At 53.1% G+C, this 26,614-nt stretch carries 20 protein-coding genes; 17 read left to right on the forward strand and 3 right to left on the reverse strand.

All coding sequences use genetic code 11. From position 1 onward, the window contains the following. Positions 1-26 precede the first annotated feature (26 nt). Together J2Z18_RS23180 and J2Z18_RS23185 are read right to left on the reverse strand one after the other, a co-directional pair. Positions 27-1,535 carry an ABC transporter permease gene (locus tag J2Z18_RS23180; protein ID WP_007131570.1) on the reverse strand — a complete coding sequence of 503 codons (1,509 nt, stop codon included), beginning with the start codon at positions 1,533-1,535 and terminating at the stop codon, positions 27-29. Positions 1,536-1,548: 13 nt separating this feature from the next. Continuing rightward, the gene (locus tag J2Z18_RS23185; protein WP_007131571.1) at positions 1,549-2,991 is read right to left on the reverse strand and encodes an ABC transporter permease; all 1,443 of its coding nucleotides are present in this window, start codon (positions 2,989-2,991) and stop codon (positions 1,549-1,551) included. Positions 2,992-3,125: 134 nt separating this feature from the next. Here J2Z18_RS23185 and J2Z18_RS30830 point away from each other — a divergent pair, with 134 nt between their 5' ends. The 12 genes from J2Z18_RS30830 to J2Z18_RS23245 all read left to right on the forward strand — a co-directional run bounded on the left by J2Z18_RS30830 (position 3,126) and on the right by J2Z18_RS23245 (position 18,045). Beyond that, a complete protein-coding gene (locus tag J2Z18_RS30830; protein ID WP_007131572.1) occupies positions 3,126-4,868 on the forward strand; it encodes an ABC transporter ATP-binding protein in 1,743 nt (580 codons plus the stop codon). 679 nt (positions 4,869-5,547) lie between these two features. Then, the gene (locus J2Z18_RS23195; RefSeq protein WP_007131573.1) at positions 5,548-6,183 is read left to right on the forward strand and encodes an SGNH/GDSL hydrolase family protein; all 636 of its coding nucleotides are present in this window, start codon (positions 5,548-5,550) and stop codon (positions 6,181-6,183) included. Between the two features lie 720 nt (positions 6,184-6,903). After that, positions 6,904-8,025 (forward strand): sugar ABC transporter substrate-binding protein, encoded by a 1,122-nt coding sequence (locus J2Z18_RS23200; RefSeq protein ID WP_007131574.1) that lies wholly within the window; start codon positions 6,904-6,906, stop codon positions 8,023-8,025. A 141-nt stretch (positions 8,026-8,166) separates the two neighbouring features. After that, positions 8,167-9,657 carry a sugar ABC transporter ATP-binding protein gene (locus tag J2Z18_RS23205; RefSeq protein ID WP_040739782.1) on the forward strand — a complete coding sequence of 497 codons (1,491 nt, stop codon included), beginning with the start codon at positions 8,167-8,169 and terminating at the stop codon, positions 9,655-9,657. Continuing rightward, complete coding sequence (locus J2Z18_RS23210; RefSeq protein ID WP_007131576.1) at positions 9,654-10,649, forward strand: ABC transporter permease; 996 nt, start codon at positions 9,654-9,656, stop codon at positions 10,647-10,649. Before J2Z18_RS23205 ends, J2Z18_RS23210 begins: the two co-directional genes overlap by 4 nt. Before the next feature lie 762 nt (positions 10,650-11,411). Next, positions 11,412-11,870 (forward strand): acyl-CoA thioesterase, encoded by a 459-nt coding sequence (locus tag J2Z18_RS23215; RefSeq protein WP_007131577.1) that lies wholly within the window; start codon positions 11,412-11,414, stop codon positions 11,868-11,870. A 21-nt stretch (positions 11,871-11,891) separates the two neighbouring features. Continuing rightward, positions 11,892-12,884, forward strand: a complete 993-nt coding sequence (locus tag J2Z18_RS23220; protein ID WP_007131578.1) for a Gfo/Idh/MocA family protein — start codon at positions 11,892-11,894, stop codon at positions 12,882-12,884. Positions 12,885-13,064: 180 nt separating this feature from the next. After that, complete coding sequence (gene desA, locus J2Z18_RS23225) at positions 13,065-14,141, forward strand: Delta(5) desaturase DesA (RefSeq protein WP_007131579.1); 1,077 nt, start codon at positions 13,065-13,067, stop codon at positions 14,139-14,141. A gap of 124 nt (positions 14,142-14,265) precedes the next feature. Continuing rightward, positions 14,266-15,399 (forward strand): sensor histidine kinase, encoded by a 1,134-nt coding sequence (locus tag J2Z18_RS23230; protein WP_210095437.1) that lies wholly within the window; start codon positions 14,266-14,268, stop codon positions 15,397-15,399. Then, the gene (locus tag J2Z18_RS23235) at positions 15,396-15,998 is read left to right on the forward strand and encodes a response regulator transcription factor (RefSeq protein WP_007131581.1); all 603 of its coding nucleotides are present in this window, start codon (positions 15,396-15,398) and stop codon (positions 15,996-15,998) included. Before J2Z18_RS23230 ends, J2Z18_RS23235 begins: the two co-directional genes overlap by 4 nt. 256 nt (positions 15,999-16,254) lie before the next feature. Next, positions 16,255-17,472 (forward strand): cation:proton antiporter, encoded by a 1,218-nt coding sequence (locus J2Z18_RS23240; protein WP_007131582.1) that lies wholly within the window; start codon positions 16,255-16,257, stop codon positions 17,470-17,472. Positions 17,473-17,556: 84 nt separating this feature from the next. Next, complete coding sequence (locus J2Z18_RS23245) at positions 17,557-18,045, forward strand: cation:proton antiporter regulatory subunit (protein ID WP_007131583.1); 489 nt, start codon at positions 17,557-17,559, stop codon at positions 18,043-18,045. Positions 18,046-18,232: 187 nt separating this feature from the next. Here J2Z18_RS23245 and J2Z18_RS23250 read toward each other — a convergent pair whose 3' ends face one another. Next, the gene (locus J2Z18_RS23250; protein WP_007131584.1) at positions 18,233-18,982 is read right to left on the reverse strand and encodes a class I SAM-dependent methyltransferase; all 750 of its coding nucleotides are present in this window, start codon (positions 18,980-18,982) and stop codon (positions 18,233-18,235) included. 536 nt (positions 18,983-19,518) lie between these two features. Here J2Z18_RS23250 and J2Z18_RS23255 point away from each other — a divergent pair. From J2Z18_RS23255 to J2Z18_RS23275, 5 genes are all read left to right on the forward strand, one after another. After that, on the forward strand, positions 19,519-20,700 hold the full coding sequence (locus J2Z18_RS23255) for an acyltransferase (protein ID WP_210095438.1): 1,182 nt from the start codon (positions 19,519-19,521) through the stop codon (positions 20,698-20,700). 180 nt (positions 20,701-20,880) lie between these two features. Continuing rightward, complete coding sequence (locus tag J2Z18_RS23260) at positions 20,881-21,573, forward strand: response regulator transcription factor (protein ID WP_007131586.1); 693 nt, start codon at positions 20,881-20,883, stop codon at positions 21,571-21,573. A 57-nt stretch (positions 21,574-21,630) separates the two neighbouring features. Then, on the forward strand, positions 21,631-22,836 hold the full coding sequence (locus tag J2Z18_RS23265) for a sensor histidine kinase (RefSeq protein WP_376773072.1): 1,206 nt from the start codon (positions 21,631-21,633) through the stop codon (positions 22,834-22,836). A 2-nt stretch (positions 22,837-22,838) separates the two neighbouring features. Beyond that, a complete protein-coding gene (locus J2Z18_RS23270; protein WP_210095440.1) occupies positions 22,839-24,917 on the forward strand; it encodes a stalk domain-containing protein in 2,079 nt (692 codons plus the stop codon). A 359-nt stretch (positions 24,918-25,276) separates the two neighbouring features. Further along, on the forward strand, positions 25,277-26,536 hold the full coding sequence (locus J2Z18_RS23275; protein ID WP_210095441.1) for a polysaccharide deacetylase family protein: 1,260 nt from the start codon (positions 25,277-25,279) through the stop codon (positions 26,534-26,536). The last annotated feature ends 78 nt before the right edge of the window (positions 26,537-26,614 follow it).

Raw genomic sequence — 26,614 nt, forward strand, 5'->3', positions numbered from 1 at the left:
AATTGGGTACTGCTAAGGCCGTCAGGCTAGTCCAGCTTCGGATCGAGCGCATCCCGCAGTCCGTCCCCCAAAAAGTTGAAGGACAGCACGAGGGCAATGATGGCAAGACCCGGATAAATCGCCAGGTAGGAGTTGGTCTCCAGATACGTGCTTCCGATTTTGAGGATATTTCCCCATTCCGGAATATGAGGCTCTACCCCAAGGCCCAGGTAACTCAAACTGCTTGTCGAGATGACCGCCGCACCGATGGTCAACGTCGATTTGACGATCATAGGCGCAAGGGAATTCGGAACGATATGCTTGAAAATAATCGAAAAATTGCTGGAGCCGAAGGCTCTGGCCGCATCCACGTATTCGTATGTGGAAACAAGCATGACATTCGCCCGCATCGTTCGGGCATACGTCGGGATGGCCCCTACGCTAAGCGCAAGAATAAGGTTGACCGTATTCGCGCCGAATGCCGCGATGATCGCGATGGCGAGCAGGATGCCCGGTATCGCATACAGCACGTCAAGCAGCCGCATGATGATGTTGTCCGTCTGACGGCCGTAATAGCCGGATATGGCTCCAAGGATCCCGCCGATAATCACCGGGATGAGGGTGGATGCGAATCCGACGATCAGCGAGATTCGTGCGCCGAACACGATCCGGGAGAATAAGTCCCGCCCGAAATTGTCGGTGCCGAACGGATACTCCAGACTAGGCGGCAGCAGGATCGCGCTGTAATTGTTGTCGATCGCGACGCTGTAATCAAAGGTGAATACGCTGCATACCGACAGGCAGAACAGAAAGATGACAAAGAACAAACCGGCCATCGCCGTCGAGTTGGCAGTCAGCTTGATCCATACGTCGCTCCAGCGCGTCATCGCCGGATTGCCATTCTTGCGGATTTTTGCCAGCAGGTTAATCCCGAGCACCAGTGCAAAAATGTTGCCGGTTGCCGCTGTAACAATAATCGGCAGCGCGAGCCACACAAGCTTCGGATGCGCATAGTGGCTCGTAACGAACTTAGCAACCAAAAGCAGTGCGATCAGTTGAAGGATTGCAACCACGACGAGGATGAACATCGCCGGTAGAAAAGTGTTCGATACATAAGGCTTGAACAAATTGAGCGCCGAGATAGCGATGACATAGAGCTGGGTTAGCAGCATGTACACCGCAATGGTGTACTCGGGAGGCTTCTGCTGTTTGACGAGGTTAAAACCGAACGTAACGGTAAACAGATTCCCGGTTATGATGCTTAGCAGCTGGATGTATCCGAGCAATCGGGTTGATCGCCTGATGTCCCCGGTCCGAAGAAGGTCCCGCCGGATCAGGAGCGTAATAATCATCTGAACGATCGTAAATAGGGCATACGCAGCAAAGGCGGTAAATACCCAAGGCTTCAAGGCGCCTCCAGCGAAATCAAAGCTGTTCAGCAGCAGGATCACGGACAGAGTCAATGATATAACCCATGTGAAGCTGGCTTGACGGTACTCCGGTGATGATTTCAGCTGGTGTGCAGTGCCTTGCTTAGATTGTAGCTTCTTGATCATGAGTACACCTGCTTTAGTATTGTTTCATCTTGGATCGGATCCGTGGATCGAAGAACGCGTACAAGATATCGATAATGACGTTCACCAGCGATATGGTGATGGCGGTATAAACGACGCCGCCCATGATGGCCGGTATATCAGGGATGAATTGCTTGTCCACGATGTAGCTCCCGATACCGCTAATGTTGAACACTTTTTCCGTAACGGCCGAGCCGCCCATCATACCCCCGAATTGAAGACCAATGACGGTGATGATCGGAATAATGGCATTGCGGACCGCATGCTTCATGAGAATCGTCTGTTTTCCGAGTCCCTTCGCTCTGGCCGTGATCATATAATCTTCATGGATGACCTCAAGCGTCGAGGAGCGCGTCATTCTGGCAACGGAAGCGGTAAGTCCCGTACCGAGCACAATAACCGGCATCACGATGGACAGCCAATTCTCCGGATTGAAGGTTGCCGGCAGCCACTGCAGCTTAATCGAGAAATTCAGGATAAGGATTAATCCTTGCCAAAAGTTCGGGATAGACAATCCGATCAGCGCAACGAACATGAACGTATAATCGAAGAACGAGTTCGGTCTGGTTGCCGAAATAATGCCGATCGGCAGCGCGATCGCAATCGCAATAATGAGCGAGATGACGGTCAGCGTCAGCGTGATCGGGAATTTTCGGGCGATGCTGTTCGTAATATCCTCGTTGCCCGAGAACGATTTGCCAAGATCGAAGTAGGCAATGCCCTTGATGTTGTTCCACAGCTGCGTCAGATAGCCTTGATCGAGACCGTGCATTTTATTGAAGGCCGCGATCTGCTCCGGCGTTGCCGTCTCTCCTAAAATATTGGCTGCAGGATTGAACGGCGACAAGTACAGGATGGTAAATACGAGAACCGCTACCCCGAAGATGACGAGAATCGTCATCGCAAGCCGTTCCACAATATATTTCAGATAGGGACTGCGATATAAAAATATAAGAATATACATCAGCAGACCCGGGATCAGTGATATAATGAAGAATAACGGATTGGCGATCAGTCGGTCGAACGTATCGGCCATGGTCAAACGCTTCTTATTATTTAATAGAAGCTCCTTGGTCGTCCGGTCACGTAGCTCCTCCTTAAACCGGGCCTGTGCGATTCGTTCAACTTCCTGCTGGAGCTGCTGCTCGCTGATCTTCTGCTTGAAGAACTCGTGCTTGCGCTTCTGCTGCTGGGCAATCTCGGCCTGGAGGGCTTCCAAATACCCGGATGCAAGCATCGCGCTGCGAATGCGGTTCTCGGCGGCTGTATAGTCGTCCTTCCTTCGCTGGACCAAATAAAAGAGGAAGACCACGAGATTAACGGGTGCTCCCAATAATAATAGTAAGTATTTATAAGAAGGATTCAGAAGGATCTTATGATAAGTGGTGCTTATCGAACCTATGAGTCCGCCTCTTCTAGCTGCTTCCGTCCCCCCCATAAGGTGTCTTTCCTCCTTGTTTCTAAATTGCATTATTCCGAGCGATATAGTATATTTTATTTTGAGATATATTAAAAGTCAATAGATTATTAGCGTCTTACGCGATGACATAATGCATATGGCAGGTGAGGAAGTTGGAACCGATCTTACAGGTTAAAAATTTGAGCGTCGCCTTTCAATCCCGGGATACCGAATTCCATGCGGTGCGCGGCGTCAGCTTCGAGGTGCGTAAAGGAGAGACGCTCGGCATCGTTGGGGAGTCCGGAAGCGGCAAAAGCGTGACCGCTCGCTCGATCATGCGTCTTCTGCCATCCCCGCCTTCTTATATGAAGGATGGGGAAATCCTGTTTCTCGGCCAAAACCTGGCAGAGAAGACGGAGAAGGAAATGGAGAGTATCCGCGGGCGCGATATCGGCATGATTTTTCAGGATCCGATGACCTCGCTCAATCCGACCATTCGAATCGGCGAGCAAATCTCCGAAGGCTTGGTGAAGCATCTGAAGCTGTCCAAGCAGGAAGCGAAGCAGCAAGCGCTGGAGATGCTGAAGCTCGTCGGCATCCCGAACAGCGAAGCCCGGTATAATCAGTACCCGCACGAATTTTCCGGCGGCATGCGCCAGCGGGTCATGATCGCCATCGCCCTGGCGTGCCATCCGGCGCTGCTGATCGCCGATGAGCCGACAACGGCGCTCGATGTAACCATTCAGGCGCAGATCCTGAATTTGATGAAAAATATGCAGGAGCGTTTCGGCTCCTCGATTATTTTAATTACACATGATCTCGGCGTCGTTGCCGGGATGTGCGACCGCGTGGTTGTCATGAAGGACGGCGTTATTGTCGAGACGGGAACGACGGAGGAGATTTTCGAGAATCCTCAGCATCCCTACACCCTGAAGCTGCTCAACGCGCTGCCTCGACTGGACGAGAAGAAGAAGCCGAAACCGGCCCCTCTGATCGTTCCCGGCACGGATTACAAGGGACCGCTGCTTGAGGTGAAGTCGCTGAAGCAGTATTTTGACATGGGAAAAGGCAAGGTTTTAAAGGCCGTGAACGATATCAGCTTCCATATCCAGGCGGGTGAAACGCTCGGCGTTGTCGGGGAGTCCGGCAGCGGCAAATCGACGACGGGACGAGCCATCCTGCGTCTTCATCAGCCGACGGGGGGCGAAGTGCTATATCAGGGCATGTCGGTGAACCGGCTGTCGGCTTCGGAGATGAAGGCGATGCGGCGCCATATGCAGATGATCTTCCAGGATCCGTATGCGTCGCTGAACCCACGGCTTAAGGTTCTTGATATTATCGGCGAAGCGCTGGATGTCCACAAGCTGAGCGGCAGCAAGCAGGAACGCAAGAAGCGGGTCGAGGAGCTGCTCGATATGGTTGGTCTGGATCCTGCGTTCGCGACGCGGTATCCGCATGAGTTTTCCGGCGGGCAGCGTCAGCGGATCGGCATTGCCCGGGCGCTGGCGGTAGAGCCGAAATTCATCGTCTGCGATGAGCCCTTGTCGGCGCTGGATGTGTCGATTCAATCCCAGATCGTGAAGCTGCTGGAGGAACTCCAGCATCGATTGGGCCTGACATACCTGTTCATTGCCCATGACCTGTCCATGGTGAAGCATATCAGCGACCGCGTCGCGGTGATGTATATGGGGAAAATCGTGGAGCTTGCGGAGAGCGAGGAGCTGTACTCCAACCCGCAGCATGAGTATACGAAGTCATTGCTGGCGGCGATTCCGGTGCCTGATCCGAAGATCGAATCGAAGAAAAAGCGGGTAATGCTCGAAGAGCGGACCGGCGAGGATAAGTACAATCTGGAGCATTCGGAGCTGGTGGAGGTTTCGGAAGGCCACTGGGTGGCTATGCCGACCGGGGCTTGACGGTTTGCGGGTTTCCTGAGGCATTCGAGCGCATTGCTCTTGTGAACAGCTTTTGTGAACAGCATTTTGTGAACATATAAATCGTGAACAGCCTCTTCCGGCGGGTTTTGCTGGGAGAGGCTTTTTTGATATACGCTACGTATCTTTTAATACTAATAATGAAGTGCTGCAGCTGCTCATTGAGCAGGCTTCTCCGATGAATTTCTTGAATAAACGGTTAAGTGAATCTCTTAAATAAGCGGTTAAGGAGGGCCCCGGCGTGGCCAGTCTGTCCTGCGTTATATTAGAGTTGCTTACGAGGGCTCGGCGTTGCTGTGCGGCTATCTAGGGCTGGTGGGGAATTTGGTAATCGGGAGAAGCGCCGGTGTGGCATTTTCGCGGCCTTTCCCTCGATTTCTTGTGATGCCTGATTGCATTCTTTGGGATTTGGTGTATTGAGATTGTATCTTTAACGGCGACCGCGGAAGGCCTTCGTCGATCGTTGCTCGGTATCACATGAAGGTGGTCTAGAGCTGCTGGGGATGTGGAAAAAAACTCCTGAGGAGGGCCATAAAATAGAGGAGTTTGCGGACCGCATGACAAATATATAAAACGTAAAGCGTTCTCACCGGCTGTGACAGCCTGCTAGATTTCCCATTGTACGTACAACAGCTTCGCACTTATGAAGGAGGAACATGAAATGAATCGTTTGCAGCAAGGAGATATTGTACTTTTCCAAGGAGACAGCATTACGGATTGCGGACGTGACCGCAATAATCCGAACAGTCTGGGTAACGGGTATCCGCTGCTCGTCGACTCGTGGTTTGGCATGAACTTTCCTGAAATGAACGTGACTTTTCTGAATAGAGGGATCAGCGGGAACCGCGTGGTCGATTTGAATGCGCGTTGGGAAGAGGACTGCCTGGATTTGAAGCCGAATTGGGTATCGATTTACATAGGCATCAATGATTGCTGGCGCCGTTATGATAGCGGGGATCCGACCAGCACGCAGGACTTCAAGGACGGATATCGGAAGCTGATCGAACGGACGAAGTCGGCCCTGGACGCGAAGCTCATTATGGTCGAGCCGTTCGTGCTTCCGCATCCGGAGGATCGGAGAGCATGGCGCGAGGACCTCGATCCGAAGATCCATGCGGTGCGGGACTTGGCTGCTGAATACGGCGCACTGCTGGTGCCGCTGGACGGGTTGTTTGCTGCCGCTGCGGTGCGGCGCGAAGCTTCCTTCTGGGCGCCGGACGGCGTGCATCCGTCTCCTGCGGGCCATGGCCTGATCGCGAAGGCGTGGCTTGAAACGATGGGTGTGCGTCTTAGCTAATTTAGAATGAGCGTAGAACTTTGAGGTGCGGGAGTATGGCGGGCGCCTTATTTGGCTGGCGCTGGCTTTTACTTTCGGGGTGTGACAAGGCTGCGGGCGGTTGTGTATCGTCCGGAGCCTTTTGTATTTTAGGCAAGCCAGAATTTCTGGTTGGCTATTTATTAGGTAACTTTAGCGGAACAAGTCCCTTTTAAGTACCTGTAGCGGGAGAAAGGCGGTAAGTAGGCGGAACAAGTCCCTTTTAGGTACCTGTGGTGGGAGAATGGAGGTAAATTAGCGGAACAAGTCCCTTTTAAGTACCTGTGGTGAGAGAACGGTGGTAAATAGACGGAACAAGTCCCTTTTAGGTACCTGTGGTGGGAGGATGGAGGTAAATAGACGGAACAAGTCCCTTTTAAGTACCTGTGGTGGGGAAACGGCGGTAAATGGGCGAAACAAGTCCTTTTTAGGCACTTGTGGCGGGAGAAGGAGGTGAATTGTGCGGAACAAGTCCCTTTTAGGTACCTGTGGCGAGAGAATGGTGGTAGATGGGCGGAGCAAGTTCCTTTTAGGTACTTGCGGCGGGAGAAGGAGGTAAATTGTCCTTTCTCACGCCATCTTATTGCCACCTATCCCTTGTAAAGCATTAACGCGAAAAAATAAGTGTTGACGCTCCTCATTAAATCCTATAGGATTACTTGTATTAAAGTCTTTTTTAGGGGAAACAGGGGGAGAGAGAACATGAGAGGAAGTAAACATGTACGCAGTTTTACGGCGCTCGTGCTCGCATTCGTCATCGTCTTGACAGGCTGTGCCGAATCGGGCAGCGGCGGAGGCAGCAATGCCGGCAAGCTTTCGGACAAGGTGGAGAATCTGCCGGCAGGCATCGCCGAGAAGGATCCGGTCAAGCTGATGGTCGTCCGCAAAATCGGCGGCGATGACCACACGGCGCAATTTTTGGCAGGTGCGAAGCAGGAGGGGGAGGCGCTGGGATTCAAGGTCGATACCTTCTCCGCCAACGGAGACTCCGCGAAGTTTCATGATGCGATCGCTCAGGCGATTGATAGCGATTACGACGGCTTCATCATTTCGCACGGCGACGATCCGGCAACCGTTGAAGACGTGAAGAAAATTACCGCGAAGGGCATTCCGGTCGTTACCTTTGACTCCCTTCCGGAACTTAGCGAAATTGAAGGCGTGACCCAGACCTCGCAGGACGACGAGCAGCTGGCGAAGCTGGCGCTGGACAAGCTGGTGGAAGAGCAGGGGCCGGACGCTAACATTGTGTACCTATGGGTCGACGGTTTTCCGCCGATGGTACGCCGAAATGCGGTTTATCAAGAAACGTTGAAGAATAATCCGGGCATCAAAGAGGTGGAGCGCTTCGGTGTTGCAAGCAACCAAACCTCGCTCGACACGCAGAATGCCGTATCCGCCATCCTGACGAAATATCCGAAGGGCGAGATCGACGCGATCTTCGCGACCTGGGATGCCTTCGCGATCGGCGCCGCGAGAGCGCTTGAGGAAGCGGGACGCACGGAGATCAAAATTTACGGCATTGACGTTTCGAACGCGGACCTGGAGCTGATCCAAAAAGAGAACAGCCCATGGGTAGCGACGGCGGCGGTGGATCCGAAAATGATCGGCGCCGTTAACGTCAGACTGCTGGCCAAGAAGATTGCCGGCGAGGAAACGCCGGAAACCCACAACCTCGAGCCTGTGCTGATTGAACGTTCCAGCCTGGAGGGAGCTTCCGAGGCGGTCAATATGGTGAACCTGGCCAATATTATTCCTGACTGGGGCACCAGCACCGAGTTCGAGGAAGATTGGATGAAGGCCCTTAAAGAAGCAAACGGAAAATAAGCTACGGCATACAGGCGCTCTTATCGGTCATTCGATAAGGGCGCTCTATCCTATTTGAAGGGAAGAGGACATGTGCGAAGCGGTTTGGAGGCAACTAGAACACGCCCGGCTACGGAGCCTGGGGCGGCGCCTTTACTTCAAATGAAGCGAATATCAATTTCATTTCCGGGCGTTAAGGCGCTTGACGCTGTTGATTTTCAGGCGGCCGCCGGAGCGGCGCATGCGCTGATCGGTGCGAACGGAGCCGGTAAATCGACGCTTATGAAGGTTCTATCTGGCGCGTACAGCCATTATGAGGGGGAGATATGGCTGGATGGCCGCCAGGTGAATATCAGGTCCCCGAAGGAAGCGAAGGATCTGGGCATCCAGATCGTCTATCAAGAGGTGGATACGGCGCTCATTCCGAACCTGTCGGTCGGCGAGAACATCATGCTCGACCGGATGGTCCATGATATGGGAGGCCGGCAGGTTATTCGCTGGAACGGGCTGCATCAAGAGGCAGAGGCTGTGCTGGCACGCATGAACATCCGCGTTCCGAGCCGTAAGCTCGTGTCAGAGCTGACCTTGGCGGAGAAGCAAATGGTGCTGATCGCCAGAGCCGTGTCCAAGCAGTGCCGGATTCTGGTGCTGGACGAGCCGACGGCGCCGCTCAGCCACAGCGAAACCGAGCAGCTGTTCAAGCTGGTCCGAAAATTGAAGGAAGACGGGGTAGCCATCATTTTCATATCGCACCGGCTTCCGGAGCTGTATGAAATTTGTGATGATATCACCATCATGCGGGACGGCCGGCATGTCGTAAGCCAGCGGATTGCGGACATCGCTCAGCCGAAGGTGGTGGAGCACATGCTTGGCGCCAAAATGGAGCAGCAGTTTCCGCATATCGAACGGGAGATCGGCCAGGTAGCGTTCGAGGCACGCAGCCTCCATGACCCGGGGAAAGTCCAGCATGTCGATTTCCATATCCGCAAAGGGGAGATCGTAGGCCTGGCAGGCCTCGTCGGCGCCGGAAAAACCGAGCTGTGCCGAGCGGTGTTTGGCGCTTCGAGCACATCCACGGGTGAGATATCCCTGAACGGCAAGCGGCTGCGCATCTCTTCTCCGCACGACGCCGTGCGTCAGGGTATTGCGCTTGTTCCCGAGGAACGGCGCCGGGAAGGCGTGTTCGTGGAGGAGTCGGTATCCGCCAATTTAACGGCTTCTGTACTGTCGCGCTTTACCAAATGGGGCTCGTGGCTCAGCTTCGGCAAAGAGAAACAGGCCGCCAGGGACATGATCGACCAGCTTGGCATTAAGACACCGAATGAAAAGGCAAGGGTGAAAAACCTGTCCGGCGGCAACCAGCAGAAGGTGGCGATCGGCAAGTGGCTGCTGGCGGATGCGGATGTGTATATATTTGACGAGCCGACGAAGGGCGTTGACGTAGGCGCGAAGCGGGACATTTTTCAGCTGGTGGCCGAGCTTGCGAAGCGCGGCAAATCCGTGCTGTATGCCTCGAGCGAGCTGTCGGAAATCGTCGGCATTACCGATCGGGTGTACATCATGTATGACGGCGCGATTACGAAAGAGCTGGATACGCGGGCATCCACGGAAGAGGAAATTTTGCTTTATTGCACAGGAGGCGGGTTGACATGAATACAGCAAAACCTTTGAAGGAGAAGCCGGCGGCGAGTTTCGCGTTTGACTTTCTATACAAATACGGCACGCTGATCACGGTCGCGGTGCTCATTCTCGTGTTCGGCACGGTTGCCGACAGTTTCCTAAGCACCAGCAATATCATTAACATCCTCCGCTCGATTTCGATTGTAACGATCATTGCGGTCGGATTAACGGTATCTTTATCGGTTGGCGGCTTTGACCTGTCCGTCGGCTCGACGGCCACCCTTGCCAATGCATTGGTCATCTCCATGTTCGTCTGGCACGGGCAGCAAATCGGCATCGGTATCGGCCTTACGCTGCTAATCTGCTTGGCGGTTGGCTTAATCAATGCCTTCCTGGTCATCAATTTCAAGATCGACGATATGCTGATGACCCTTGCTACGATGTTTATCTTCCAGGGAGTGGCCATGACCTATACCCGGGGGGCAACGATATCGCAAAACATGATCATGCCGAGCGGCGACTTTGCAACCGGAAAAATCCCGACGGCATTCGAAAAAATCGGACAGGTGCCATGGATCATCGTCATTATGGTGCTTGTGGTTCTGATCGTCCACCTGTTCTTGACCTACACCAAGCATGGACGATATATGTACATGATCGGCGGCAATCGCGAGGCGGCGGCGTTATCCGGCATACCGGTGAGCCGATATCGGCTGATCGCATACCTCGTATCCGCCCTGTTCGCGACCATCGGCGGCATTATTCTGGGCGCGCGCGTCATGACCGCAGAGGTGAATTCAGGAGGCCCGTACTTAATGGACGCGGTGGCAGCCGCATTTATCGGCTATTCCGTCTTCGGGGCAGGAAAACCGAATGCGCTTGGAACATTCGTCGGCGCGGTGCTGATCGGAATTTTGCAAAACGGGCTGATCATGCTGTCCGTGCCGTACTATGCCATGGACATCGTGAAGGGCTCCGTACTGGCGCTTGCGCTGGCCCTAACCTATTACAGAAAGAGAAAGTGACGTCCGAGGCGGCAGCTCCTTTCCTTGAGCGGCCCGTTGCAGCATGTGAGGAGATCATCAAGACGAACATTCCGATGTTCGAAAAGGAACCCATTTAAGCCCGGAGCTATAAAGAAAGTTCACAGAACATCGATTACAACCTCAGAATAATCAAAATGGCAGCCGGCGTAACACGGCACCAGAGCAACAGAGCACCAAGGCAACAACAAATGCACCATAGCAACAGAGTGAGCATAGCAAAACAGAGTGAGCAGAGCACCAGAGTATCAGAGAACAATAGCACCAGCACCAGAGCAATAGAGCACCAGAGCAACAGAGCAACAGAGCAACAAAGCAATAGAGCAACAGGCAACAAAGCATCCACAGTTATATATCAAGGAAATAACGATAGAGGCAGTACGGCATAACCCGTGCTGCCTCTTTGCTTGTTCTGGAGAGAGGCTTGCCGACGTGGAGAAAAAGCCGGTAGGTTGGCGGACCTTCCGGCTTTCGCAGCCACAAGGCAGTTGACGGGTCCGGCGCGGATTCATTATCCTTGTAGAAGGCTGACAGATCGGATGAACAATAGAATGAGATGCAGGCAAGGGAGTAAAATGATCCGTAGAAAAGGCAGAGATCGCCTTTGTAAACGGATTTTCTTCCCGAATCATCAGATCAAAATATCGCGGAGCACGGCGATTCAAGCGGCATACATTATGGTCTTGCCCACATCCGGTTCAAATGCACCCGCGGCTTCTTTATTACATAGAAGGGGGACTCATCATGAAAAAACCAACCTTTGTACAACCTGATCCGCAAACCTGGATCGATTCATTCCATTTCGAGATTCCAATCAAAATTCGTTATTGCGAGACGGACATGCTGGGTCATGTCAATAATGTCAGCTACTTCATGTATTTTGAACAGGGACGGATTGAATACTTCGAGCATTTGGGCTTAACCGAGGATTTATTCAGCGAGAAGCATGTATCGGTTGTGGCTGATCTGGAATGCCAGTACCTGGCGCAGCTGTATTTGAAGGATCCGCTTAAGCTGCGCGTCAAAGTGGCTGAGATCGGACGCTCCTCCATGGATGTGCACTACGCCGTAGTCGTGCGCGGCGAGCTGAAAGCCGCCGGGCGGGGGACGATCGTGCTCATCGATACGGCTACCGGCAAGAGTACGCCGATACCGGATGCGGCCAAGGAACGGATTCTCGCTTTTGAAGGAACAAGAACCTAGAGGAAGGGAAGGGATATAAGGATGACTACCCGATTTGCCGTCATCGGCACAAACTGGATAACGGAGCGTTTTCTTCAAGCAGCCCTGGAGGCGGAGGAGTTTCTGCTCGCAGCGGTTTATTCGCGCACGGAGGAGAAGGGACGGGCGTTTGCGGCTAAATATGCAGACCCCGATGTGTACACCGATCTGGATCAAATGCTGCAAGAGGCGGAAATCGACGCCGTATATATTGCAAGCCCGAATTCATACCATGCGGAGCAGGCGATCCGGTGCATGAATCACGGCAAGCATGTGCTGTGCGAGAAGCCGATGGCCTCGAATGCAAGCGAGGTTCAAGCCATGATCGACGCCGCCAAAAGAAATAACGTTCTGCTGATGGAGGCGCTTAAGTCCACTTTGATGCCGAATTTTCAAACGGTGCGGGACAATCTGTACAAGCTTGGCCCGATCCGGCGCTATTTTGCAAGCTACTGCCAATATTCTTCGAGATATGATGCTTTTAAGCAGGGGACTGTATTGAACGCCTTCAATCCCGAGTTTTCCAACGGATCGCTGATGGATCTGGGAATCTACTGTCTCTATCCGATGGTTACCCTGTTCGGCAAGCCGGATACCGTGAAGGCTTCGGGCTATATGCTCTCCTCCGGGGTGGACGGGGAAGGAAGCTTGATTCTGTCATACCCTGAGATGGACGCTGTCATTATGCACTCCAAAATCAGTGATTCCTACGCGCCGGCTGAAATCCAGGGCGAGATCGGGACGATGATCATCGATAAGATCAACCAGCCGTATGACGTGAAGATTCATTACCGGGACGGGACGATCGAGAACGTGACCCAATTGCAGACCCACGAATCCATGTATTACGAAGTGCGGGAATTCATCGATCTCCTAAAATGCGGGGAAAGGGAGAGCGCAGTCAACACCCTGGCGAATTCTCTGATTACTGCAGAAATCATGGAGGAGGCCAGAAGGCAGATCGGACTCGTGTTCCCGGCGGATACACGGAGTTGAGCGGGACTCGAACTTAGCCTAACGAGTCAAAAACCAAGCGGTATATGATATTTGTCATCCCCTCGAAATGACGTTTATGACTACGGTGCACACCTCCCACTGTCTATAATTAAAGAAGACAAGTGCGTGACCGATTCATTTCTAACGTCCTTGCGCCTTAAAACGAGGGGGAAGACAACGATGGCTAAGCCCGATAACAGATTGTCCAGCTTGAAAAAAAACATGACTCCTTTCGAAGTAATTGATACCAAAGCGAGCATTCGCCAGCTGTTGAATACACTGATTCCATTGATACTGCTCTGGTATGCAGCTTACCTGAGCCTTTCGGTATCATATTGGCTGACGCTTCCGATTACGCTGATCGCTTCCGGCTTTGTGGTCCGGACGTTTATTATATTTCATGACTGCTGTCATCAATCGTTCTTTAAGAGCCGCCGCGCCAACCGGATTCTCGGCACGATTACCGGCATTCTGACGCTGTGCCCGTATGAGCAATGGAAGAGTACCCACTCGATCCATCATGCAACGAGCAGCAATCTCGATAAACGGGGAATCGGGGATATGTGGGTGCTGACGGTGGAAGAATACCGCAATGCATCGCTGTGGCAAAGGCTGTCCTACAGAATTTACCGGAATCCGCTTGTGATGTTCGGTCTCGGGCCGATCTGGGTATTCCTCGTCTCTTACCGCTTCAACCGAAAGGCAGCCGGGCGCAAGGAGAAGCTGAACACGTACATTACGAACGGATCGATTCTCGTGCTATACGCTCTGCTATGCTGGGCGACCGGATGGCAGGCATTCCTTCTGATCCAGGCACCGATTTTCCTTCTTTCGGGCATGCTGGGCATTTGGCTGTTCTACGTTCAGCATCAATTCGAGGACACCTATTATGAGCATGATGAAGAATGGAGCTTCGTCAATGCGGCGGTGGAGGGAAGCTCGTATTACAAGCTGCCGCGCCCGCTGCAATGGATTACCGGTAATATCGGATTTCACCACGTCCATCATCTAAGTCCCAAGGTTCCGAATTACAATCTGGAAAAAGCGCATGAAGCTTCTCCGCCTCTTCAGAAGGCAACGACCATCACATTAAAAACGAGCTTCAAATCGATCAGCTTCCGATTATGGGATGAAGAGCGGAAAGTGTTTGTTACCTTCAAGGAGGCCAAGGCGCTGCTGCGCAAGCCGCAAGGATCGGCTTCCGTTCCGGAGGTCAGCGCGATCAAGGGTAGAACGGTCGTGCAGAGTAAATCTTAGCTTGGATTCAGGGTAAGAATAAGGATAGAGGATGTTACGGGGGCACGACGCCCCGCTCAGGCAAGGGAAAGGTATACGGAAGATGAAATTGACCTAATCGGCGGTTACTAAAAGGTGGGACTTCATGCAAAAATGGTATCAGATTTTTCATAGAAGCACGGGGCTGAGCCCTTATGTATGGGTCGTCTTTTATATTCTGCCGTTCTATTTCATCTTCCGGTCAACCTCCACCTACCAGATCGTTATGGGCATCTTGATGATCGGCATGTTCTTTCTATTCTACGTGCTGTCCTTCTTGTCGAAGGGCTGGCTCGTATATTTCTGGACAAGTTTGCAGATTCTCATATCGATCACGATGTCCCTTCTGTTCGGTTACGTGTATTTCTCGCTGTTTCTCGCATTTTTTATCGGGAATATTAAACATAAAGTCGGGTTCATTACGCTGTATTCCATTCATCTGCTGACGACGCTCATTACTGTCAACTACGGCCTGCTGACAAGAAACCCGCTCTTCATTACGCAATTGCCGTTCGTGCTCGTCAGCGTTGTCGGGGTCATCCTGCTTCCGGTCACCAACTATAACCGCAACAAGAACGACCGTCTGCAGGGGCAGCTGGAAGATGCGAACAAACGGATTTCGGAGCTGGTGAAGCTGGAGGAACGGCAGCGGATTGCAAGGGATCTGCATGATACGCTGGGGCAGAAGCTGTCGTTAATCGGCTTGAAGAGCGATCTGGCGGGCAGGCTGATCGCACAGGATCCGGAAAGGGCAAAGGCCGAAATCGACGATGTGCAGCAGACTGCCCGAACCGCCTTAACGGAGGTCCGCGAGATGGTGACCAGGATGAGAGGCACCCGAATTGCGGATGAGATGTTCCGGATTCAGCAGATATTGAAGGCAGCGCAGATTGAACTGACACTAGAAGGTACAACCACGCCGGACAATATCTCGTTAATGAATGAGAACGTCATCAGCATGTGCCTGAAAGAGGCGGTCAACAATATTGTAAAGCACAGCAATGCAACGGTCTGCACCATTTCGATGGAGCAGACCGAGACGGAGCTTATCGTCAGGGTAAAGGATAATGGAACGGGCATTATGGGGCATGCTGTCCATCCCGGCAACGGGCTTCGTGGAATGAGAGAACGTCTGGAATTCGTCAATGGAAGCCTGGAGATTGTGTCGGGCGAAGGGACAACGCTCATTATTCGGGTCCCGAGCGTTCACAGAATGTCGGAAAGGGGGACGGGGATATGATCCGAATCGTCATCGCCGAGGATCAACGGCTGCTGCTTGGCGCGCTAGCCTCGCTGCTTGATCTTGAACCGGATATGCAGGTGGTCGGAACGGCAGGAACGGGGAAGGAAGCGGTAGAGCTTGTCCGGATCCATAAGCCGGATATATGCATTATGGATATCGAAATGCCGCTCATGAACGGCCTTGAAGCGGCGGAGGCGATCAAGGATAGCGGCTGCAAAATCATGATCCTTACGACTTTTGCGAGACCCGGATATTTCGAACGGGCATTAAAGGCGGGAGCCAATGCCTACTTGCTGAAGGATACGCCAAGCGGGGAGCTGGCCACGTCGATTCGAAGCATTATGGCCGGAAGGCGGATTTATGCTTCGGAGCTTGTGGATGAAGCCTATAGCGGTGAGGAGAACCCGCTCACCGAGCGCGAGAAGGAAGTGCTAGGCCTGATCGCCGACGGCAAGAACACGAAGGAGATTGCAAGCCAGCTGTTTATTACGACGGGCACCGTCCGAAATTATATTTCGGTCATTCTGGATAAGCTCGGCGTTAGCAACCGGATCGAAGCCATTACGCGGTTCAAAGAAAAAGGCTGGTTCAAATAAACAACATAACGATATTCAAGCGATGCGCTTCCGGACAGCCGGGGGGCATCTTTTTTTTTGCATATGAAACCTAGATGCTTGTCTGGTCAGGCTCGATCCATACAGATTCCTGTTGCTCGGTTTGCCTCCCCATACCATTTTGGATATTGCTTCGTTAGTTGGAAATAATGTAGATGCTAATGACGATCTGCCGAAAGCAGCTGAAATGGATGTTCGATCCGTTATTATGATTGGGCAGAAGGAAGGAACTACAGCTATGGACCATATCGTATTTGAAGTCGGAACAGCGCTGCTGCTGGTAGCGATTGCTTCCATCATTGCAGGTAAACTGAGGTTTTCCATCATCCCGTTTCTGATTGTGCTTGGAATGCTGGTCGGACCGCATGCGCCTAAGCTCGGGATTCTGGACTTCCGGTTTATCGAAAGCCAGGAAATCATTCATTTTCTGGGACAGATGGGGATATTGTTTTTGCTATTTTATTTGGGTCTCGAGTTTTCCGTTCAGAAACTAATCAAATCCGGCCGCAATATCGTCGTCGGCGGCTCCATCTATGTGCTGTTGAACTTTGTTCTGGGCCTGGCTTACGGCTTTCTGGTTCAAATGTCTTTCTATGAGACGCTCATTATTGCAGGGATGCTGTCGGTGTCCTCCAGTGCGATCGTCGCCAAGGTGCTGGTGGATTTGCGCCGGACCGGGAATGCGGAAACCGAGCTGATTCTCGGGATTATCCTGTTTGATGATATTTTCCTGGCGGTGTTCTTATCGATTATGTCCGGGCTGCTGCTTGGCGGATCCACGACGGTTGGCGGGACGGTCCTTTCGGTCCTCATATCCATCGCGTACATGCTGCTGTTTTTTGTTATCGCGAGAAAAGGGCCTCCGATTCTTAATCGGCTGCTTAATATTACGTCGAGTGAGATTTTTATTATCGTCGTGTTCTCGGCGATGTTCTTTATTGCCGGATTTTCCGAAACGCTGCATGTGGCCGAAGCGATCGGCGCTTTGCTGTTCGGGCTTGCCTTATCGGAGACGGAGCATAGTGAACGCATTGAGCATCTGGTGATTCCGTTTCGTGATTTCTTTGGAGCAATCTTCTTCTTCAGCTTTGGCCTCAGCATTGATCCGACCACACTGGGAGATGCGATCTGGCTGGCGCTTGGAGCGGTGATTTTGACAATCGTCAGCAATATCGTGGCCGGCATGATTGCCGGACGAAAGGCCGGATTGCAGCATAAGTCGTCTCTGAACATAGGCCTTACCATTATGGCCCGCGGGGAGTTTACCATTATCGTGGCCAACCTGGGCCTGGCTGGAGGCTTGGCGGCGGTGCTTAAGCCTTTCTCCGCGCTGTATGTCCTGATTCTGGCGATTCTGGGTCCGCTGTTTGCAAAAGAATCGAAGCTTATGTACCATGGAATGAATAAAATATTCAAATGGACCGACCCCGTAAAGAAAGAGAAGAAGAATGTCTAAGAAGATGAACCAAGCCGATTTACTTTCTGACAAGGAGTCTATATAATCAAGAGATTGAATGAACCCAGAACGGAGGATTTACAGATGAGTATTATTCGCGAATCGGACCTGCCGGGTATCGGGAAGAAGTTTGTGATCCAGGCGAGATCAGGGGATAAATTGGTTGTCGTTATCCACGATGACGGCCGCAGAGAAATGTACCATTTTGAAGATGACAACCCCGATGAGACGATTTCCCAAATCACGCTGGAGGACGATGAGGCCCGTCAAATCGCCGGCATTATCGGCGGCATGACTTACAAGCCGAAGGCGCTGGAGACGATCGAGGTTACGCTCGAGGATCTGATCATCGAGTGGGCGCGTATCGAGCCGCATTACAAATGCGTCGATAAGACGATCGCCGAGCTGGAGGTTCGCCAGAGAACCGGCGCCAACGTGCTGGCGATTGTGAAGCGGAATGAACAGAAGATCAATCCGGGGCCGAGCGATATTTTGACGGCTGGCTCAACGCTGGTTCTGGCCGGCGAGCGGAAGCAGATCAAGCAGCTGAAGGAGCTGCTCGTGAACGGCTAGTTAGAAGCATACGTGCTGCTATTTATGAAAAAGTCTGTCCCAGGGCAATGGACCTTGAGGCAGACTTTTTTTGTTATAAGTCGTCTATTAAATAGAGGCGTGAACCAAGCGAGGAGCGAATTTGGCGTAATGCTCGAATTCAAATCTACCGCGCTTCCGTAGTAGACATGCTGCCCAGAGCCGCACCTCACTTCCTGGCAATGATCATAAACCGGGCGGCGTTCGTCCGAATGCCGCGCGCTTCGCGGAACTCATCGATGAACTGCTGCAAAATGCGGTAATCCTGCTCATCCTCCCCGAAGCCCGGAATGATCGGCGTATGCTTCAGCAGAAAGAGCAGATCCTCGTCGCGTTCATAATATTCGGCAGCATCGTACTCGGCATATTGTACATCGCGAAAGCCTGCTTCCCGTAACTCTGCGATATAGCGATCCCTTAAGGCGCCGTCTTCCTGGTCTAAGGCTTGCCCTCTGCCGAAGGCCTTCTTCAGGTTCGACTTATCGGATTCTCTCACTTGCTGGGTGATGAGTACGCCGTCATCGGTTAATACCCTGGCCGCTTCCGCGGCAGAGAATGGTGCATGCCTGCAGGAGACCAGATTGAACAGCCCTGCCGGGAATTCCAGCCGATCGGCGTTCATCGGGATAAAGCGCGCGTTCGTCACCGAAGCCCGGCGCTGGTTCCGGCTCGCCGCCTCGATCATGGGGCGGGAAAGATCGATCCCGATCAGGAAGGCGAGGGAGGACGCGATAGACAATGCATTCTCCCCGCCCCCGGTTCCGATATCCAGCAGACAATCGGTTTTCCGGCACGCTTGCCGCACCGTATCGTAGAAATCCCATGCCGCGCCTTCGCTTATGCATCGGACTTGGCTGAAGTCCCAGCCGTTGATGGCCCCGATCGCATCATAAAAATGCTCGTAAGATTGTGAATTCATGGTTAGCTCCACCTTTCGTCAGGAGAATATTGGACGCTTGCTGTTGGTCACATTCGCCTTAGGAGGAGCGGATACCGGGTCATGGCGTGCCCGGATTGTTATCGTCCGGCAGGCGGGTGCATGCGGAAGACTTCTTTTTTAGCAGTGAATAAGGGCATATCCACCAGTCGGGTCATCCGGCTATATAAGAAATAGGCGAAGATATGCTTGCAAGGCCAGCATAGCTGTTTTAGCCTTAATTAGGCAGATACCCTTGACCAGCCCTTGGCTGCCAAGCCCGGTTCTACTCCTGCCCATGCCGTCTACTTCGAACGTTTGGGATCGACATTCCATTCACCCCGATTTTTAAAAAAGGTTATATTCATTGTACGCCAAGGAATTTGCCGGGAACAAGCCGAAATACATAAGAGGTGCGAACCCAAAATCTTAAGTAATTGTTAAGAACTTGGAAGCCTCGCGTTAAGAACTGTCATGTATACTGTGTGAATCCGAATCGGCCACAGAGAAAAATCCGGATGAAAATGAGAGGTATAGTTATGAACAAAAGCATTGCAACCCAAAGGGAGCGCCTGCCTGAACTGCAGCTCGTGCGCGCATTCGCGATTATCGGCGTGCTGTCCGTCCACTCGACGTCGTATGCGGTATCGGCCATGAAGGAATCCCAGTACTTTTTTCTCTACAATTTCATGAATATCTTCATGAAATACGGGACACCGACATTTATCTTTTTGAGCAGCCTGGTCCTATTCTACAACTACTACAGCCAGCCGATGACCAGGCAGCGGATCGGCGGGTTTTATAAGAAAAGACTGCTGTATATCATCATCCCGTACACGCTGTTCTCCATCTTCTATTTCGGTCTGCTGCACTTCCTGTACTACCCGGACCGATCGCTGGCGGATACGGTTGAAAGCTTCTTCACCAAGCTGGTGACGGGCAAAGCCTACACGCATCTGTATTTCGTATTCATCAGCATTCAGTTCTATGTGCTGTTTCCGCTTGCTTGGTGGCTGTTTAAAAAAGTGCCGCAGCTTACGAAGTGGGCCATCCCGATCGGCCTGGCGATCCAGTGGGCTTTCGTGTTTCTGAACAAATATTACTGGCAGGTGCCGAATAAGGGAAGCTGGGCGCTGACGTATATCGCATACTTCATGCTGGGGGCCTTCTACGGCATTTATTATCCGAAGCTGAAGGCTTGGCTGGTAGTTAGCCGCTCGAACGCCACGCCGGTCCGCACCGTTTCATGGATCCTGCTGTGGCTGAGCTGGGCGGCTTGCGGGCTTGGGCATGTGTACATTTATTACACGAACCGTTTATACGGGACGGCGTACAATTCGACGCTGTACGAGCTGATGTGGAATGCGCATACGTATTTGGGGGCGATTGTGCTGCTTCAGCTGGCGTCGATCGTGTACCGAACCTTCAAGGGGGGCTTGACCCCAGCGCTGGAGCGGCTGGGCGCGGTATCCTTCGGGATCTATCTGATTCATCCGTTTTTCCTGCTGGTTTATCGGCAATTCCCGCTATCCACGGGTAATTCTGTCCTGACCCATGCTTGGTATGCGGGCGGCTTCTTGGCTGCACTGTTCTGCTCGTGGCTTGTCGTGGAGTTGACGGTCCGATATCTTCCTGCCTCGTGGCTCGTATTCGGGAATGTGCCAAAAACAGAGAAAAGCCGGAGACGGCAAGAGCAGCAGGGAGTGCCGTTATCCAGATAGTGCTGCGCGATGCTTACCGGCAGCGGTACAGGTGCTGCGCAGGAAGGCGGAACCCTGGGGAAGTGCGACGGCAGCGCGCATGTGGTAGCATGGTGGCATACAAACAACAACTTAGGGCCTGTGCGGGACTGTCCTGAAAGACACGGGGCATAAGGCTGCAGCATTTTTATAGGAGGGGCCATGTCTGGAGTAACCATACTGATGGTCGACGATGAAGTCGAAATTATTAAACTGATGGAAATCTATGTGAAGAATGAAGGCTATACGCTGCTTACCGCCAACAGCGGAATTGAAGCGCTGGAGATTTTGAAGACGCATAAGGTGGACTTGATTATTCTGGACGTCATGATGCCGAAGATGGACGGCATTCAGGCATGCATGAAAATCCGGGAGGAGAACAACACTCCGATCATCATGCTGTCGGCGAAAAGCCAGGAGATCGATAAAATCGCAGGGCTCAGCATCGGGGCGGACGACTATGTCACTAAGCCCTTCAGCCCGCTGGAGCTGATTGCCCGCATCAAATCCCAGCTTCGGAGGTATAAACAGCTGAACAGCAGCACCGCCCGGAATGAGAACGAAATCCAAATCGACGAGCTGATCATCAACGCCGCTTCCCACCGGGTCACGGTGGCGGGCGAAGAGGTCAAGCTGACGCCAAGGGAATTTGATTTGCTGCATATGCTGGCGATCAATCGGGGGCTCGTGCTCAGCATGGACAAGATCTATACGGAAGTATGGAACGAACCGTTCATGGAATCAAAGAATACCGTCATGGTACATATTCGCAAGCTGCGCGAGAAGATCGAGAAGGACCCGCAGCATCCGCAATATATTAAAACGGTTTGGGGGATCGGGTACAAAATCGAGTAGACTATAGCAGAGGTGACTAATTTGAGAAGAATACAGCCGGATAACATCCGCATCAAAATGCTGCTTATGCTGCTTGCAAGCATCGGCATAACGGCAGCCCTGCTGGTTACGCTCTATGCTTTAAGTTCCCTGATCCTGACGGTTCCAACGCTGAACGTTCCCTTGGCCTGGGTGGTCAACAATATCGGGTCGGAGCCGGTTATGATTGTGGTTGGCATGATCCTGTTCTTCGTCAGCTATTACATGAGCACGAAGTGGTTCGTCCGCGATCTGGCGAAGATCGAAACCGGCCTGCAGGAGGTCGTCAGCGGCCGCTTCGATTATAAAATCGACCTCTCTTCCCGGGACGAGCTGGGCCGTGTAGCCGAGGGCATCAACCGAATGGCCGACGAATTGAATGTTTACCTCGAAGAAATTACGCGCGGTCTCCGGGAAATCGCCAAGGGCAATTTCGATACCGAAATCCCGGAGCATCCCGGAAGCCAGCTCGGCGAGGTGGCGGCCAGCATCAATCAGATGAGCAAGCAGCTGTATCAATCGATACTGGAGGAGCGCCGTGCCGAGAAGACGAAGAACGATCTGATCACCGGCGTTTCCCATGACCTGCGGACGCCGCTGACGTCGATTCTGGGGTTTCTGGAAGTGATTGAGGAGGACCGCTACCAGGACGAAGTTGAGCTTCGATATTACGTGAATATCGCCTACGAGAAGGCGCAAAACCTGAAGAGGCTGATCGATGATTTATTTGAATATACGCGGATCAACAACGGATTGCCGCTCGAGGTGCAGGAGATCGATATGGCGCAATTCATCCGGCAGCTGATCGAGGAGTCGGTTCCGGCTTTGGAAAAATCGGGTATGGAATGCCGGCTTGAGGCCGAGGATGGGCTCACGATTATGGCTGACGGCAGCCAGCTCGTTCGCGCTTACGAGAATTTGATGTCCAACGCGATCCGGTATGGCGCCTCAGGCGGAGCTGTTGATATTGCGGTTTGGGAGGTGGACGGCTTCGTCCTGGTCAGCTTTACGAATTACGGCGAGCCGATTCCCGAACGGGACTTGCCGTTCATCTTCGACCGCTTCTACCGTGTGGAGAGCTCCCGTTCCAAGCAGACAGGCGGAACCGGCCTAGGTCTCGCAATCACGAAAAGCATTGTCGAGGTCCAGGGCGGCGAAATCTCGGTGCGCAGCGATCGCCAGAGCACAACCTTCGCGACGCGGTTTCCCAAAGCGAAAGCCAATCAAGAAACAAAAGGGAGATGACAATGATGAAGAACGTATACGAACCGGGGCGGAAGCGGCTGGCAGCAGTCATGCTGGCCGTTCCGCTCTTGACCGCCTCGTCCTGGGGCGGGGTTGCCGGCGCTGAGCCGGTTAGCGGGGCAGCAGTCCAGGAGAAGCAGAGCGCAGCTTCGGCTGGGGCTATTGCTCAAGAGTGGCAAGGCACAGCTTCGGCTGGGGCTATTGCTCAAGAGTGGCAAGGCACAGCTTCGGGTGAGAAGGCAGCCCAAGAGGGGCAAGGTGCAGCTTCGGCTGGGGCCGCAGATCAAGAGGATCCAAGTGCAGCTTCGGTCGGGCAGGCAGCTCAAGACGGGCAAGATGCAGCTTCGGCCGGGACGGATGCCTCGAGCGACGCAGTACAACCCGCAGGCTCTTCCGCTGGGGCGGAAGCTTTAACGCAAGGCACGGAAACGCAAGGCAACAAGCTGGTAATATCTACGGGATCCGCTTCTTATATATTCAATGGGAAGCCGGTAGCCGCCGCGCAGAAGATGATGATCCGAAAGGGGTACAGCTATGTGCCTGTCAGCACGATGGCCAAGCTGTACGGCTGGGGCTTGTCTTATGACGCGAAGACCAAAGAGGCTGTCGTAAAGGGAAGCGAAGGAGAGTGGCGGTTCAAGAACGGAAGCTCGGCGATCCGTAAGGATGGATCGACGGTTCGAATGGATGCGCCTGCTATTACATACCGGGGGAGCATGATGGTGCCCGTCCGGAGCTGGGCCAAGCTGACGGGAAGCAGTCTTGCGGTGACAGGCGGCAAAGTTACGTTAACCTGGGGCAAGCGATCGACGGCCGCTTCACCTCCCGTTGCCGACTTCACGACGGACAAGATTGAATACCGTCTGGGCGAGCCGGTGGTCTACCGAAATACGAGTCATGATCCGAAATATAAAATCGTGAAGGAAACGTGGAAGGGAAATGAGCCGGCATTCTTCACACCCGGCGAGCATGAAGTCACGCTGGAAGTGATAAACAGCGAAGGCGTATCGGCCTCGGTCCGCAAGACGGTGAACGTGGTGGATGAATGGCTGTACACGAAGGAGCAGTATGATCGTTTATATACCCCCGTGGGTAATAAATTCGATATCGACGGCGCATCTGTACTGATGATGGACGAAATTTCTTATTCAGTCACCCCGGACGAAAGCCAGCAGTTTATACGCAGCAACAGCCCGGAGCATTTAACGGAAGAGGGCATTGCTTACGAGGATACGCTAACCGGCAACGTGCGGATTAATATTCATAATCAGAACCGCTCGAAGAAGGACTTGAACGTCTACCTGATCGCTACCAACCCTGGTACCGCCGCTGCTTCGGTCAAGGTGGGCGCGGCCGGGATCGGCGGCCCGGCCCAGTATGTATCCACAAGCGGAAAGGCGGCGGTGACCCGCTATTTGGAAGCCTTGAGCTCCGGCGGAATATCGGATACGGTACACATTCCGGCCGGTGAATCGGCCGTGCTGCTGCAGGAGGGGACGAAGCTTCCGTTGAAGCCGAGCCAGGTCCGGACCATCTACGCGGATTTGGAGCTCGAGGGCGACATCAAGCTGTCCGTCGTTGCGGCCGACCCAACGCGCGATCCGGTGGCCGCGCTCAAAGAGCTGCCGGTGCTTCCGCGGGACGGCAAGCATGTACGCGGAACGTTTACCGGCGCAGACCGGGAGGTCCAGGTCGACGGCGTCGTCGGCGAAAGCCCGCAGCGGCTTGTGCTCGGGGATCCTTCGCTCGACGGGTATTTGGAAGGCGTGGATGCCGTTACCGGCGAAGCCGAGAAGAATATTGGCAACACCGGCGTGCTCTATTCGATGAGCCTGAAAGTAGCGCCGAATACCCTGGTCGCGCTGAATGCGCGTGGCGGGCATTATGCGGGCGCCCTGCTCGTGAACGGCGAAGTGGTGCAGATGACAAGCGGCAGCATTTTGAAGAATTCATCCGAAGCCGGCGTCCTGTACCGGACCGGAGCGCAGGAGGAGACGGTTCGAATCGGCTTCATTCCCGCGTCGGGCAGCAATCTGCCGGTGCATATGCTGTTTATGCCGCTGTCTGAGCAACACGATTGATGAAGCTCGTGAACGCCCCCTTGATAGGGGGCGTTTTTTTCGCCGGTTCGGCAGTAAGATGGTCGGACAGAGAGCCTTGACCATCTTTCCTAGGCCGGTGTGAACTTTCTCGTTCGCGGTCTCATTTCCAATCCTGCTCCCTGATGCCTCCGCATCCCGGCATCGACTTTGGGCCTCTGTTGGAGAAACGGCGGGACCCACAGCCCGTTGGTTGTCTTTTATCCTCCATCCTTAACATGATCTTGCCAAGCGGCTCCATTTATTCAGCAACCTTTAAGCGCTTCTTAAGATCTGCCGGCGGCTTCCGTTAAGATGTCTTCCTTATACTGTGTCTCAGATACAGACAAGGAGGCAGTGGAATGAAGAAATCATGGGGTACATTCACGAACAAATTCAAACTAACGAAGATATTGCCAGCATTGGTGCTCGCGGCGACCGTCCTTGTGACGGGATGCGGGACGCCGGTACCGGATGAAGTGACGATATCGCTGGACGGGAAAGAGTTCAAAGAGCCTGCTGCGGAGATTTATGAGGGACAGCTGATGGTTCCCGCATCGTTTATACAGCAAGCGTTAGGCAAGCGGGTGGAATGGGAGAAAGAGACCGATAAGAAGGGTGAGGAAGAGAAAGAAAAGGCCAAGGCTGTACACTATTCCGGCAAGGTTGGCGTCCTGATGTATCATGACATCATGGAAAAGCCGGACCGGGACGACATCTTGTCCACCCAGCAGTTCAAGCAGCAGATGGAGCTGCTTCGTAAGGAAGGGTTTGTGCCGATCAGCATGGAGGAGTACTTGGATTTTATCGGGAAGGGGAAACCGGTCCCTGACAATGCGGTACTGATTACGTTTGATGACGGGTACGAAAGCTTTTACCAACTTGCCTACCCGATTCTCAAAGAATATAAATATCCGGCTGCAAACTTTATCATCGTATCGAGCATCGATAAGCCTGCTGCCAGCGGCAGACCGAAGCTGACCTGGGATCAGATGCGGGAGATGGCACAGCATGACATTGGCTTCTATAACCATACCTATGATATGCATCGATACGGGGATACCGATGGGAAGGGCAGAAAGAAGCCGGTAACGACCCGAAATCTGTACCTGCCGGATGAGAAGCGAATCGAGACGGAGGATGAGTATAAACAGCGGGTGAAGGACGATCTGATTCGCGCCGAGGCAAGGCTGAAGGAGGAGCTCGGCAATACCCGGAGCGCGGTAGCTCTGCCGTATGGGGCTTACAACGACAAGCTGCTGGCCGTGCTGGATTCCATCGGCGTAGAGGCTTCGTTCATGGTGAAGGAAGGCCGGAACGGAAGCGGTGACCGTAACGGATTCCGAATCAATGGAGGAAGATCCGATCAAAGTCCGGAGGCGGTCATTGCGAAGCTGAAGGGGCAGGATCCGACCAAGCGCAAGCTGGTGACAGGAGAGGGAGCCAAGCTCAAGATTGACGGGGAGGCCGTCCAGTTTTCCAAAATGCTGACCGGAGTGGCGACGGAGGATATCCTCGTTCCGCTGCGAGAGATCTGCAAGAAGTATGAGATCAAGGTGGATTGGAACCATAAAAAGAAACGGGCGGTCATGACCACATCCCAGGCTGCGGATGCGGGCTAGGAATTACGCAAGCTCCCTTCGGAGGAAGGGAGCTTTTTTCGTTTCCAAATTGGAACGCATTGCCTTATAATAGCGTTT

It is taken from the genome of Paenibacillus lactis, assembly GCF_017873605.1.
Lineage (GTDB): Bacteria > Bacillota > Bacilli > Paenibacillales > Paenibacillaceae > Paenibacillus_AQ > Paenibacillus_AQ lactis.